The following is a 12007-nucleotide window of genomic DNA, read 5'->3' on the forward strand; positions in this document are numbered from 1 at the left end:
CGTTTCTCAGCGCGTGCGGACAGGGCTGCCGCCGCCGGCACCCCCGCCCTGGGACAGCCCGGCCCCCAGCAGGGCACCGGCCGCCAGCGGCAGCACCATTCCGAATGGCGCGGCGAGCCCCTGGCCACCGGCCGGCAGCTGCACCGGCGCCGGCGGCTCGTCGAGCGGCGCCAGAAGGGCCGCAGGGGGCGCCACCAGCCGCGGCTGGGCCTGGCCGCGCGCCGCCACCGCCACCCCGGTATCCGCCGGCACCACCAAGCTGCGCAGCTGCGCCTGCGCCGCCGCCGGCAACAGCACCGCCAGCACCCCCAGCATGGTGGGCAGACGGCGCAGCAGGCTTCGACGGAACTTGCGGTTAAACGGCATGCAACGGCTCCAGGGTGGCCTGCCGGAAAGCCGGCAAGGTGAGACAGGCGGCCTCGGCGGCGAGCAGCCGCGGAAAGGCCAGATGCACGCCGAAATGGCGGGCCATGCGCAGTTGCGGAACGAGGCACAGATCGGCCAGGCCCGGCGTGTCGCCGAAGCAGAACGGGCCGGCACTGTCAGTCAGCAGCGCTTCACCGGCGTCCAGCCCCTCGCGGATGGCTTGGCGGGCACAGGCCTGGGCCTCGCCTTCCAGCAGGCCGCCATCGCGGCACCGCGCCAGCACACGCAGGCTTTGCAGCGGATGCACCTCGCTGGACAGCACCTGGGCGAAGCTGCGCACCCGCGCACGGGTGATCGGGTCGGGCGGCAGCAGGGCGGGGCTGGGCCAGATCTCCTCGAGCCATTCCAGGATCGCCAGGGACTGGGTGAGCCTGGTGCCGTCGGCCAGTTGCAGAACCGGCGGTCCGCCGGCGGCCTGCGGCTGCAGCGAAACATCTCCGCTTTCCCCGTCCCGCGACAGCTTGGACGGAACCGTCGGCGCATCGAGACCCTTCAACGCCAGTGCGATCTGGATCCGCTGCGTTGCCGGCGATGAGCAATATCCGAACAGGCGCATGCCCAGGCCTCCGATCGCGATACTGTGATGATCAACAGCGCTTGTCAATGTCGATGCCGAAATGGACGAACTCTGTTTCCGATGCCTCATGATCAGAGTCTTAGGCGCAGAATGCGGCATCACTCGGCCGTCCCGGCCATGTCACCGCCATACTTGCAGCCAAGGCAGGGCGCCCGGTCGCCGGGAGGGGATCATGGACGACATCGACCGCCGCATCCTGCGGGCGCTGGCCCGCAACGCGCGCCTGACCAATGCGGAGCTGGCGGAGCAGGTGGGACTCTCCCCTTCTCCCTGCTGGACCCGCGTGCGGCGCCTGGAGCAGGCGCGAGTGATCGAAGGCTACGTGGCGTTGCTGAACCAGGAGGCGCTGGGCCTGCCCGACACCGTCTTCGTCGAGATCATGATGGAGAAGCATGACGAGGCGGCGCTGGGCCGCTTCGAGCAGGCGGTGCAGGACATGCCGGAGGTGCTGGAATGCCACCTGACAACCGGCGAATATGACTACCTGATCAAGGCGGCGGTCAGCGGCACCGCGGGCTACGAGGCCTTGCTGCGGGAAAAGCTCTACCGGCTTCCCGGCGTGCGCCACACCCGCACGACCTTTGCCCTGCGTTGCCTCAAGCGCAGCGTGTCGGCACTGCCCTAGCGCGGGCCAGGATCCGGTTCCCCGCCGGGCGGCGGGCGCAACGCCAGATCGGCCAGCGCCGCTCGCACGGCGGCGCGGTCCAGCCCGGCCAGCGGACGGTGGCGCAGCACAACAACGGCGGGTCCGCGCGGCGCCGCCAGCGCCGGGTCGCTGTCGGCGCCGAACAGCGCCACCGTGGGGCAGCCGGTCGCCGCCGCCAGATGCGTGGGTCCGGTGTCGTTGCCGACGGCGAAGGCGGCGCGGCGGGCCAGGGCACCGATCTGCAGCAGGTCGGTGCGGCCGGTGAGGTCCACCGTGGCCGGCGCCGAACGCCGGATCGCCTCCGCCAGCGGCCGCTCCGCCGCGCCGCCCAGCACCGCGACGGGCACCGGCAGGGTTGCTGCCAGCGCGGCGAAATGCTCCACCGGCCAGCGCTTGCCGGGCCGGTGCGGCGAGGCGCCGGGAATCATCAGGCCGAAGCGCGCGGGAAGGCCGAAGCCATCGAGCTCGGCCTCCAGCCAGCCCATCTCCGGTGGCGGAAACCGGCTGATGCCGGCGCGCCGCAACTGGTCGCGCTGCCGTTCCACCGTGTGCAGGCGGTCGCGCTCGGGATTGTCATGCCGATGGCTGGCGCCGCGCGCGATGCCCGACCAGTCTGCCCCCCCGCCGGTGAACCAGCGGTAGCGCGAGGAGCGCCCGGAGGTTTGCAGGTCGTACACGCGCTGAAACCGGGCGCGCCGCAGCTGCAGCGCCAGCCGCGCCACGGCGCGGAGGTCGCGCCATTCCGGCCGGCCATCGGCCCAGACCCGGTCGAACCACGGCGCCCGGCGCGCCAGCGCCGCGAAGGGCGGCGTGGTCAGCAGGGTGATCTCGGCCCCCGGGTGATGCGCGCGAATCGCAGCGAAGGGTCCGAAGGCCTGGATGAAATCGCCCAGCGCCGACAGCTTGATCACCAGGATGCGGCCGGGCGCGGCGTCGGTTGTCACGGCAGAAGCTCCCGGTACACATCCAGCGTGGCACGCTGCATGGCGGCCGTACTGTACCGCGCCTGCACCTCGGCGCGGGCCGCCGCGCCGATAGCGGCCCGCGCCTCGGCCGGCAGCGCCAGAACTCGCGCGATGGCCGCCGCCAGGGCCGCCGGGTCGCCGGGCGGCACCAGCCAGCCGGTGTCGCCCGGCCGCACCGTTTCGCGCGGGCCACCGAGATCGGCCGCGATCACCGGCCGCGCCATGGCCTGCGCCTCGATCACGCTCCGCCCGAAGGCCTCGGCATCGGTGGAACAATGCAGCGCCAGGTCGGCCAGCAGAAAGGCGGCCGGCAGGTCGTCGGTGTGGCCGGGCATGGCGATGTCGTTCTGCAGGCCGAGGGATGCCGCCTTGCCGCGCAGCTCGGCGGCAAAGGCACCGCGCCCCGCGTCACCCAGCAGCAGCGCGAAGGGGCGCGGCGCCGGCAGCCGTGCCAAGGCCTCCAGCAGAACCCCCTGCCCTTTCCACCGGCTGATCCGCGCCGGCAGCAGCAGCACCGGACGATCCTCCGGCACCCCCCAGGCCGCGCGCAGGGCGGCGATCCGCGCCGGGTCGACGGCCGCCGGGTCGAACAGGCCGGTGTCCACGCCGCGCGGGATCAGCCGGATGCGCGCCGGATCGGTGTTGTGCCGCTGCCGGATCAGCTCGGCGATGAAGCGGGAAATGGCGATCACCCGCTCGCCGCGCGCCATCACCGCGTTGTAGCGACGCTTGCCGGGGAAGTTCTCGTTGTAGGTGCCATGATAGGTTGTGACGAAACGGGCACCCGCGCGCCGCGCCGCCCAGAGGGCCGACCAGGCCGGGAAGCGCGACCGGGCATGCACGATGCGCACCCCTTCCGCCGCGATCAGCCGCTGCAGCGCGCCGGCGTTGCGCCACAGCGCCAGCGGCGACTTGCCATCCAACGGCAGGGTGACATGGCGCGCCCCCAGCGCTTCCAGTTGCGGCACCAGCCGCCCTCCGGCCGAGGCCACCAGCGGCCGGAAGCCGGCCCCGGCAATGGCGCCGGCGACCTCCAGCGTGCCGCGCTCCACCCCGCCCGCATTCAGCGCGGGCAGGACCTGCAGGATGGCGGGCGAGTCGAAACGGGGCATGGCGCGCCGGGCATAAGGCAGATCGCCGCCCGGCGGAAGCGCGCCGCCGGCTCCGGGGCTGGCGGAATCGTGAGCGGAACCGCGAACCGCCTCCCCCATATCTGCCGCCAGCGACCCTTGCTCCGGAGTTGACGCCGATGCGCCTTGCTTCCCTGATCGCCGCGCTGCTGATGCTGCCCGCCGCCGTTTCCGCCGTGCGGGCGCAACAGCCCGCCGCGGCGCCGGATTCCGGCGTCGAGCAGAGCTATGGCCCGCGTCTCGAAGGCTTTGCCTATCCCTTTCCCACGGCCGAATTCAACTTCACGTCGCAGCGCCAGCCGCTGTCCATGAGCTACATGGACATCCAGCCGCAGCGCCCGAATGGCCGCAGCATCGTGCTGCTGCACGGCAAGAATTTCTGCGGCGCCACCTGGGAGGAGACGATCGGGGCGCTGCGCGACAATGGCTGGCGCGTGGTGGTGCCGGACCAGATCGGCTTCTGCCGCTCCTCCAAGCCGCAGGGTTACCAGTTCACCCTGCACCAGCTCGCCGCCAACACCCACGCGCTGCTGAACGAGCTGGGCATCCGCCGCGCCGTGGTGATGGGCCATTCCATGGGCGGCATGCTGGCCGCGCGCTATGCCCTGACCTATCCGGAGCAGACCGAGGGCCTGGTCATGGTCAACCCGATCGGCCTGGAAGATTGGGAAGCGGCCGGCGTGCCGCACCAGACGGTCGACCAGTGGTTCGCGTCCGAGCAGCGCACCAGCGTCGAGAGCATTCGCGCCTACCAGCGCAACACCTATTACGCCGGCCAATGGGAGCCGCGCTTCGAGCGCTGGGTGCAGATGCAGGCGGGATTGTATGCCGGGCCGGGCCGCGAGCAGGTGTTGTGGAACCAGGCGCAAACGAGCGACATGGTGTTCACCCAGCCGGTGCTCTACCAGTTCCCCCAGATCCGCGTGCCGACGCTGCTGATGATCGGCGACAAGGACAACACCGCCATCGGCAAGGCGGCGGCACCGCGCGACGTGCAGCCCAGGCTCGGCAATTACTCCGAGCTGGCGCCCCGGGCGCATGAGGCCATCCCGAACTCCAAGCTGGTGCGCTTCGAGGATCTCGGCCATTCGCCGCAGATCCAGGCTCCGGCGCGCTTCCATCAGAGCCTGCTGCAGGAACTCTCCCGCCTGCGCTGAGTCCGGTTGACACGCCGCCGCCGCCGCCAGACCCTGCTCCGGGTCGGAACGGAGCGCGACGCGCATGGACCAGATGCTGGCCAACACGGATGCCGCGGCGGCGCTGGAGGAAGCCCAGGCCCTCTATGCCGCCGCCCACCCGCAGAGCCGCCGCGTGCATGAGGCGGCGCTCTCCTCCCTGCCGGGCGGCAACACCCGCACCGGCATCTTCTTCGACCCCTTCCCCGTGGCCTGGGCCCGTGGCGAGGGTGCCACGCTGTGGGACGAGGATGGCCATCGCCGCATCGATTTCCTGGGCGAGGCGACCGCCGGCATCTATGGCCACAGCCACCCGGTGATCCGCGCCGCCATCGAGGCGCAGCTGGACCGCGGCTGGAATTTCGGCGGCCACACCGCCATGGAAGGCGAGCTGGCCGCCCTGCTCTGCGCCCGTTTCCCGAGTCTGGAACGGGTGCGGCTGTGCAATTCCGGCTCCGAGGCCAACACCTTCGCGGTGCAGACGGCCCGCGTGGTCACGGGGCGCCCGGCGGTGCTGGGCTTCGCCGGTTGCTATCATGGCGGCTTCCTCACCTTCACCGCGCGGGACAATCCGCTCAACGTGCCGTTCGAGACGGTGGTCGCGCCCTACAACGATGCCGAGGCGACGCGCAGGCTGATCGATGCCCATGCCGACAGGCTGGCCGCGGTGATCGTGGAGCCGATGATCGGCGGCGGCGGCTGCATCCCGGCCGAGCGCGACTTCCTGCTGATGCTGCGCGAGCGCACCGCGCAGCACGGCATCGTGCTGATCTTCGACGAGGTGATGACGTCCCGCCTGTCGCCCGGCGGGCTGCAGGCGCGGCACGGCATCACGCCGGACCTGACCGCGCTCGGCAAATATATCGGCGGCGGCCTCACCGCCGGGGCATTTGGCGGCCGTGCCGAACTGATGCAGGGCTTCGATCCGCGCCAGGCAGTGCCGTTGCAGCATTCCGGCACTTACAACAACAATGTCTTCACCCTCGCCGCCGGCATCGCCGGCCTCGGCCAGGTCTACACGCCGGAAGCCGCGCTGGCGCTGAACGCGCGGGGCGATGCGCTGCGCGGGCGGCTGAACGCGCGGTGCCGCGAGGCCGGCGCCGCGCTGCAGGTCACCGGCCTCGGCTCGATGCTGGCCTTCCACGCGCGCCGGGGTGAGATCCGCTCGCCCGCCGATGCGGCGGAGGGCGATGCCACGCTGCGCGCCCTGCTGTTCTACGACCTGCTGGAGCGCGGCATCTACACCATGCCGAAGCGCGGCTTCATGGCGCTGTCCCTGCCGCTGACCGAGGACGACCACGACGCGCTGGATGCGGCGCTGCAGGACTTCCTGCAGGCGCGCCGCTCGCTGCTGTGCCGGTGATCAGCCGATGCGCCGCAAACCCTTGGTGAAGCGGCGCCAATTGGCCACGTAATGCACCGCCGAGGCGCGCAGCCTCTCCGCCACCTCCGGCTCCAGCGTGCGGGCGATACGCGCCGGGGCGCCGATGATCAGGGAATAATCCGGATATTCCTTGCCTTCCGGCACCAGCGCGTTAGCGCCGACGATGCAGTGCCGCCCGATGCGGGCCCGGTTCAGCACCGTGGCGCCCATGCCGATCAGCGCGCCGTCGCCCACCGTGCAGCCATGCAGGATGGCATGGTGGCCGATCGTGACCTCGCTGCCGATCGTCAAGGGCGCGCCAGGGTCGGCGTGCAGCATGGCGCCTTCCTGGATGTTGGTGCGGTCGCCGACCCGGATCGGCGTCTGATCGCCGCGCGCCACGGCGCCGAACCAGACGCCCACCTCGTCGCCCAGGGTGACGTCGCCGATCACATGCGCGTCGGGGGCAATCCAGTAGCGGCCCTCGGGCGGCAGGACCGGCTCGGCGTCATCCAGGGCGTAGATCGGCATGGGGTTCCTCCTTGTGCGGACACAAGCGTGGTCCGGAAGCCGGGCGCCGGCAAGCCTCCCGCCTGCCATTCCCGACGCTGGACCCGCCCCCCTGGCCCCGCCCCCCGGCCTCAGCCGCCCTTCACGCCGCCCGCGGTCAGTCCGGCGATGATCTGCTTCTGCGCCAGCAGCGTCAGCAGCAGCACCGGCAGCGTCACCAGCAGCGCCGCGGCGGCCAGCGGGCCCCAGGAGATCTGCTCGAAGGTCAGCATGTTGTTGACCGCGACCGGCAGGGTGCGCGTCTCGCGACCGGCCAGTACCATGGCGAAGATGAAATTGTTCCAGGAGAAGATGAAGGACAGGATCACCGCGACGGTGATGCCTGGGCGCGCCAGCGGAAAAGCAACGTGCCGGAAGGCCTGCCAGATATTGGCACCGTCCACCAGCGCCGCCTCCTCCAGCTCCGCCGGCAGCCCCTCGAAGAAGCCGATCATCACCCACACCACGATCGGCACGGTGATAACGAGATGCGTCACCACGATCGGCGTCAGCGTGCCGGTGAGGCCAAGCCACTGGAACAACAGGAACAGCGGGATCAGGTAGGACAGGCCGGGCGTGATGCGCGCGATCAGGATCAGCATCGCGGCCCGCGTCGCCCGCATCTTGGCGATGCCGTAGCCGGCCGGCACGCCGATCAGGATGGCCAGCCCCGTCGCGGTGAAGGACACCACCACGCTGTTCCAGGTATAGAGCAGGAAGTCGTTGCGCTCGAACACCGCCAGGAAATTGTCCCACACCGGCGGAGCGGGCATGAACACGGGCGGCCAGGCGGTGTTGTCCAGCTCGGTCTTCAGCGACAGCGACAGCATCCACAGGAACACCATCGCCGCCGGCGAGACCAGCACCAGAACCGTCAGCGCGAAGCCGATCTTCTCCAGGGCGCGCATCATGCTCAGAGGTCCTTTGCCCGGTTGCGCGCCCATAGCAGCACCCCGGCGAGCGACACGATGATCAGAAAGAACACCACCACCACGGCGCTGGCATAGCCCATGTTGTAGTAGGCAAAGCCCTGCAGGTAGAGGAAGATGTTGATGGTCTCGGAGCTGGTGCCCGGCCCGCCCTGGGTGATGACGTAGATGGTGTCGAACGCCTTCAGCGCGTCGATGGTGCGGATGATCAACGCCACCACCAGGAAGGGCAGCAGCAGCGGGAAAGTGATGTGGCGGAAGGCCTGCCAGCCATTCGCCCCGTCGATCTTCGCCGCCTCGTAGGGATCAACTGGCAGGGAGGCAAGGCCGCCGAGCACGATCAGCATCACCAGCGGCGTCCAGTGCCACACCTCCACCATCACCAGCGTCGGGATCACCGTGCGGGCGTCGTAGATCCACATCGAGGGCGGCAGGCCGAACTGCGTCAGGATCCAGTTCAGCACGCCGAGCTGCGGGTGGAACATCATGGTCCAGACCAGCGCCACCGCCACCGGCGTCGCCATCATCGGCAGGATGAACACGGTGCGTGCCAGGCCGCGCAGCGGGAAGTTGCGCGAGAACACCAGCGCCGCGATCGTGCCCAGCACCATCGGCCCCACCACCGCCAGCGCGGTGAAGTACAGGGTGCGCGCCATGGACCACAGGAAGCGGTCATCGGTGAACAGCTTGCGGTAGTTGTCGAGCCCCACATAGCTGTGCCCGCCGCCGATCTTCCAGTCATGCGCGGACATGAACAGCGTGAAGACCCAGGGAAACAGGATCACGCTGAGCACCACGATGGCGGCCGGCACCACGAACCAGACATAACGCCGCGCATAGTTGCGGCGCGGTCTGGCCGCGGCGACCGCCGCCGGGAGGGTGGCGGCGCCGGACATCAGGTGGCCTTTTCCGATTGCTCCAGCACCGGGCGGAAGGCCTCGGTGGCGCGCTTCAGCTCGGTGGCCGGGTCGGCGCCGCCGATGCAATTGGTCAGCGCCGTGCCGATGGTGTCGCGGAACTCGGTCACCGGCACGATCTCCGGCAGGCCGGGGCGGGCGATCCGGCCGCTTTCCACCAGAGTGGTGAAGAAGTCGCGCGGAAAGCGGCTGGTGCTGATCGCTTCCTCATTGCGGAACGGGCTGGTGCGCGCCGGCGCGCCGGCGCCCGAGGTCAGGTAGCGCAGCTGGTTCTGCTTGCCGGAAGCCCATTGCAGGTAATACCAGGACGGCCCCTTGTTGCGGGTCTGCTCGCTGATGCCGAAGCCGGTGCCGAACAGGCAGCAATGATGGTGCGCCGGGCCTGCCGGGGACACCGCATAGCCGACCTTGCCGGCGACGCGGGAGCGGGTCTTGTCCTCCAGCGGCGCGGCGAAGCCCACGCCGTCGATCCAGAAGGCCGCGCGCCCCTGCATGAAGGTGGTCTGGCACTCGTTCCAGTTGAAGCCCACATTGCCCGGCGGCGCGCAGTCGCGCATCAGCCTCTGGTACATCTCGGTCGCCCAGATAGCGTCCGGCGTGTCGGTCAGCAGCTTCATGTCCGGGCTGACCGTGTCGCGCTGCTGCGTGCCGAGCAGAAAGGACGACCACAGCACCACGTTGGCGTTGCGCAGCCCGCGGCCGACAAAGCCGTATTGCTGCTTAGCCGGGTCGGTCAGCGCCTTGGCCGCGGTGTACAACTCGTCAAAGGTCTTCGGCACGGCGATGTTCTTCGCCGCCAGAAGGTCCTTGTTGTAGTAGAGGATGAAGTAGTCGGTGAATTCCGGCAGCGTGTCCATGCGCCCATCGGCCTGCGTGGAATAAGCCACCGGACCCTGGCCGAAATCGGCGAAGTCGAAATCCGGCGAGGTCATTGTGGCGTCCTGCAGCAGGGGCCGGATGTCGGTGGTCCACTTAGCCCGGCCGACCTGGCGCTTGCTGACATGCAGGCTGATGCCCACCACGTCGAAGGAGGGCCGGCCAGAGGCGAACTCGATGGCGAATTTCTGCCGGTGCTGCTGCTCCGGAATCGCCTCGGCGCCGACGCGGATGCCGGTCAGTTCCTCGAATTCCTTCGCATGCTGCATCAGCAGGGAGGAGCGCGGATTGGCGGTCAGGCTGGCCTCGACGCGCTCACCCTTGAAGCGCTTCCAGTCGAAGGCCTGCTGCGCGCCGACGCTTTCCACCAGCGCGGGGGCGGCCAGCACCCCGGCAGCCGCACGCAACGCGGCACGGCGCGTGAATTCGGGCATCTTGAACTCTCCCTTTGTTCCGGCGGTGGCCGGTTGTTGGGTTCATGCTTTCATCGCCGCCCCCCGGATGGCAAGCCCCAACGGAAGCGGCTAGGAAAATGGTGAGGAAGCCATCCGGAGGACGCCATGACCAGTCTCGACACCGCCCTGCCCGCCGACTGGCGGGACGGCCATTTCGCGCTGCGCATCGAAGGGGCCGAAGGGCCGCAGGCCGTCGCCCTCGCCCGGGGCGCAGCCTATGACATGACGCCGGCCTTCGGCACGGTCAGCGCCTGGCTCAACACGCCCGACCCGGTCGCCGCCATCGCCGCGCGCGGGGTGACGCTGTCGCTCGACCTCGCCGCCGCCGCGCCGCTGGCGCCCTTCGACCTGCAGGCACTGAAGGCCTGCGGCGTCACCTATGCCCGCTCCATGCTGGAGCGCGTGATCGAGGAGCGCTGCCGCGGCGATGCCCGCCAGGCCGAGCACATCCGCGCCGAGATCCGCGGCATCATCGGCGAGGACCTGGCCAGCCTGGTGCCGGGCAGCGCCGAGGCCATGGCGCTGAAGCGCAACCTTGTGGAGCGCGGCTGGTGGAGCCAGTATCTGGAGGTCGGCATCGGACCGGATGCCGAGGTGTTCACCAAGGGCCAGCCGCTTTCCGCCGTCGGCATCGGCAGCAAGATCGGCATCCATCCCGGTAGCGCCTGGAACAACCCGGAGCCGGAGGTGGTGCTGGCGGTGAACGCGCGCGGCGACATCGTCGGCGCGACGCTGGGCAACGACGTCAACCTGCGCGACGTGGAGGGGCGCTCGGCGCTGCTGCTGGGCAAGGCCAAGGACAACAACGCCGCCTGCGCCCTCGGCCCGGCCATCCGCCTGTTCGATGCGGGCTTCACCCTGGAGGACATCCGCCAGGCCGAGATCACGCTCGCCATCACCGGCACGGACGGCTTCAGCCTGGAGGAATCCGGCAAGGTCGGCATCATCTCGCGCGATCCGGCGGATCTGGTGGGGCAGATGATCAACCCCCACCACCAATACCCGGACGGCGCGGCGCTGTTCCTGGGCACGCCCTTCTCCCCCTCCAAGGACCGCGACGCGGCCGGGATGGGCTTCACCCACCATGTGGGCGACACGGTGCGCATCTCCAGCGCGCGGCTCGGCGTGCTGGAAAACGTGACCGACCGCACCGATGCCTGCCCGCCCTGGCGCTTCGGCATCGGCGCGCTGATGGGGAACCTGGCGAAGCGGGGGCTTCCGAAGGCATGACCTCCCGGGGGATGGCCGAGGAGACCGGGCGGCTGAACCGCGGCGGGGTCGACCTGGCCTGGGCGCGGCTGCCCGGCCGGGGGCCCGGCGTGGTGTTCCTGGGCGGCTTCCGCTCGGACATGGAAGGCACCAAGGCCCTGGCGCTGCGCGACTGGTGCGCGGCGCAGAGCCGGGCCTTCCTGCGCTTCGACTATGCCGGGCACGGCATCAGCGGCGGCCGCTTCGAGGATGGCGCGATCGGCGACTGGGCCGAAGATGCCGCCGTGCTGCTGCAGCGGCTGACGGACGGGCCGCAGATCCTGGTCGGCTCCTCCATGGGCGGCTGGATCGCGCTGCTGCTGGCGCGCCGCATGCCGGACCGCGTCCATGCCCTGGTCGGCATCGCCGCCGCGCCCGACTTCACCGAGAAGCTGATGTGGCCGAACTTCTCGGCCGAGCACCGCGCCGTGCTGGAACGCGACGGCGTGCTGATGGCGCCCAGCCCTTATGGCCCGCCAGTGCCGCTGACCCGCCGGCTGATCGAGGACGGGCGACGCCACCTGCTGCTGGATGCGCCGATCCCGCTCAACCGGCCGGTGCGGCTGCTGCAGGGTCTGCGGGACGCCGAGGTGCCCTGGCACTTCGCGCCCGACATCGCCGCCCGCCTCACCACCGACGACGTGCGGATCACCCTGGTCAAGGATGGCGACCACCGGTTGTCCCGGCCGCAGGAGCTGGCGCTGATCGAAGCTGCGGTGGCGGAGCTGGCGGGCTGAACGGCGGAAGCCCG

At 70.3% G+C, this 12007-nt stretch carries 13 protein-coding genes; 5 read left to right on the forward strand and 8 right to left on the reverse strand.

The window, feature by feature from the left end:
- Window positions 1–6: 6 nt before the first annotated feature.
- Window positions 7–366: a hypothetical protein gene (locus D2K64_RS24315; RefSeq protein ID WP_157985784.1), complete on the reverse strand. Its 360-nt coding sequence runs from the start codon at window positions 364–366 to the stop codon at window positions 7–9.
- A complete protein-coding gene (gene maiA, locus D2K64_RS08960) occupies window positions 356–982 on the reverse strand; it encodes a maleylacetoacetate isomerase (RefSeq protein WP_120007985.1) in 627 nt (208 codons plus the stop codon). Before maiA ends, D2K64_RS24315 begins: the two co-directional genes overlap by 11 nt.
- A 193-nt stretch (window positions 983–1175) precedes the next feature.
- Between maiA and D2K64_RS08965 the strand changes: the two genes are divergently transcribed.
- Window positions 1176–1628, forward strand: coding sequence for an Lrp/AsnC family transcriptional regulator (locus tag D2K64_RS08965; protein WP_120007987.1), 453 nt, complete (start codon window positions 1176–1178; stop codon window positions 1626–1628).
- On the opposite strand, the gene D2K64_RS08970 is transcribed toward D2K64_RS08965, so the two are convergent.
- Together D2K64_RS08970 and D2K64_RS08975 are read right to left on the reverse strand one after the other, a co-directional pair.
- Window positions 1625–2593, reverse strand: coding sequence for a glycosyltransferase family 9 protein (locus D2K64_RS08970; RefSeq protein ID WP_120007990.1), 969 nt, complete (start codon window positions 2591–2593; stop codon window positions 1625–1627). The two genes, D2K64_RS08965 and D2K64_RS08970, sit on opposite strands and share 4 nt — an antisense overlap.
- Window positions 2590–3726 (reverse strand): glycosyltransferase family 4 protein, encoded by a 1137-nt coding sequence (locus tag D2K64_RS08975; protein WP_120008120.1) that lies wholly within the window; start codon window positions 3724–3726, stop codon window positions 2590–2592. Before D2K64_RS08975 ends, D2K64_RS08970 begins: the two co-directional genes overlap by 4 nt.
- A 137-nt stretch (window positions 3727–3863) precedes the next feature.
- On the opposite strand from D2K64_RS08975, the gene D2K64_RS08980 reads away from it, so the two are divergent.
- Both D2K64_RS08980 and D2K64_RS08985 read left to right on the forward strand, forming a co-directional pair.
- A complete protein-coding gene (locus D2K64_RS08980) occupies window positions 3864–4901 on the forward strand; it encodes an alpha/beta fold hydrolase (RefSeq protein ID WP_120007992.1) in 1038 nt (345 codons plus the stop codon).
- A 64-nt stretch (window positions 4902–4965) separates the two neighbouring features.
- Window positions 4966–6282, forward strand: a complete 1317-nt coding sequence (locus tag D2K64_RS08985; protein ID WP_120007994.1) for an aspartate aminotransferase family protein — start codon at window positions 4966–4968, stop codon at window positions 6280–6282.
- Here D2K64_RS08985 and D2K64_RS08990 read toward each other — a convergent pair whose 3' ends face one another.
- The 4 genes from D2K64_RS08990 to D2K64_RS09005 all read right to left on the reverse strand — a co-directional run bounded on the left by D2K64_RS08990 (window position 6283) and on the right by D2K64_RS09005 (window position 9987).
- On the reverse strand, window positions 6283–6813 hold the full coding sequence (locus D2K64_RS08990; protein WP_120007995.1) for a gamma carbonic anhydrase family protein: 531 nt from the start codon (window positions 6811–6813) through the stop codon (window positions 6283–6285). It abuts the gene before it with no gap.
- Window positions 6814–6923: 110 nt separating this feature from the next.
- The gene (locus D2K64_RS08995; protein ID WP_120007997.1) at window positions 6924–7742 is read right to left on the reverse strand and encodes a carbohydrate ABC transporter permease; all 819 of its coding nucleotides are present in this window, start codon (window positions 7740–7742) and stop codon (window positions 6924–6926) included.
- Between the two features lie 2 nt (window positions 7743–7744).
- The gene (locus D2K64_RS09000; RefSeq protein WP_120007999.1) at window positions 7745–8656 is read right to left on the reverse strand and encodes a carbohydrate ABC transporter permease; all 912 of its coding nucleotides are present in this window, start codon (window positions 8654–8656) and stop codon (window positions 7745–7747) included.
- Window positions 8656–9987, reverse strand: coding sequence for an extracellular solute-binding protein (locus tag D2K64_RS09005; RefSeq protein WP_120008001.1), 1332 nt, complete (start codon window positions 9985–9987; stop codon window positions 8656–8658). Before D2K64_RS09005 ends, D2K64_RS09000 begins: the two co-directional genes overlap by 1 nt.
- A gap of 126 nt (window positions 9988–10113) precedes the next feature.
- Here D2K64_RS09005 and D2K64_RS09010 point away from each other — a divergent pair, with 126 nt between their 5' ends.
- Together D2K64_RS09010 and D2K64_RS09015 are read left to right on the forward strand one after the other, a co-directional pair.
- Window positions 10114–11238, forward strand: a complete 1125-nt coding sequence (locus tag D2K64_RS09010) for a fumarylacetoacetate hydrolase family protein (protein ID WP_120008003.1) — start codon at window positions 10114–10116, stop codon at window positions 11236–11238.
- Window positions 11239–11249: 11 nt separating this feature from the next.
- Window positions 11250–11993 (forward strand): alpha/beta hydrolase, encoded by a 744-nt coding sequence (locus tag D2K64_RS09015; RefSeq protein WP_120008121.1) that lies wholly within the window; start codon window positions 11250–11252, stop codon window positions 11991–11993.
- Window positions 11994–12007: the final 14 nt, after the last annotated feature.

Origin of the sequence: Teichococcus vastitatis, from assembly GCF_003604215.1 — a bacterium.
Classification (GTDB): domain Bacteria; phylum Pseudomonadota; class Alphaproteobacteria; order Acetobacterales; family Acetobacteraceae; genus Pseudoroseomonas; species Pseudoroseomonas vastitatis.

Bases quoted from the DNA above. Each gene is read 5' to 3' on its own strand.
- D2K64_RS08985 (WP_120007994.1), top strand. From the start codon at position 4,966: ATGGACCAGATGCTGGCCAACACGGATGCCGCGGCGGCGCTGGAGGAA.
- D2K64_RS08980 (WP_120007992.1), top strand. From the start codon at position 3,864: ATGCGCCTTGCTTCCCTGATCGCCGCGCTGCTGATGCTGCCCGCCGCC.
- maiA (WP_120007985.1), bottom strand. From the start codon at position 982: ATGCGCCTGTTCGGATATTGCTCATCGCCGGCAACGCAGCGGATCCAG.
- D2K64_RS09015 (WP_120008121.1), top strand. From the start codon at position 11,250: ATGGCCGAGGAGACCGGGCGGCTGAACCGCGGCGGGGTCGACCTGGCC.
- D2K64_RS24315 (WP_157985784.1), bottom strand. From the start codon at position 366: ATGCCGTTTAACCGCAAGTTCCGTCGAAGCCTGCTGCGCCGTCTGCCC.
- D2K64_RS09005 (WP_120008001.1), bottom strand. From the start codon at position 9,987: ATGCCCGAATTCACGCGCCGTGCCGCGTTGCGTGCGGCTGCCGGGGTG.
- D2K64_RS08975 (WP_120008120.1), bottom strand. From the start codon at position 3,726: ATGCCCCGTTTCGACTCGCCCGCCATCCTGCAGGTCCTGCCCGCGCTG.
- D2K64_RS09000 (WP_120007999.1), bottom strand. From the start codon at position 8,656: ATGTCCGGCGCCGCCACCCTCCCGGCGGCGGTCGCCGCGGCCAGACCG.
- D2K64_RS08965 (WP_120007987.1), top strand. From the start codon at position 1,176: ATGGACGACATCGACCGCCGCATCCTGCGGGCGCTGGCCCGCAACGCG.
- D2K64_RS09010 (WP_120008003.1), top strand. From the start codon at position 10,114: ATGACCAGTCTCGACACCGCCCTGCCCGCCGACTGGCGGGACGGCCAT.
- D2K64_RS08995 (WP_120007997.1), bottom strand. From the start codon at position 7,742: ATGATGCGCGCCCTGGAGAAGATCGGCTTCGCGCTGACGGTTCTGGTG.
- D2K64_RS08990 (WP_120007995.1), bottom strand. From the start codon at position 6,813: ATGCCGATCTACGCCCTGGATGACGCCGAGCCGGTCCTGCCGCCCGAG.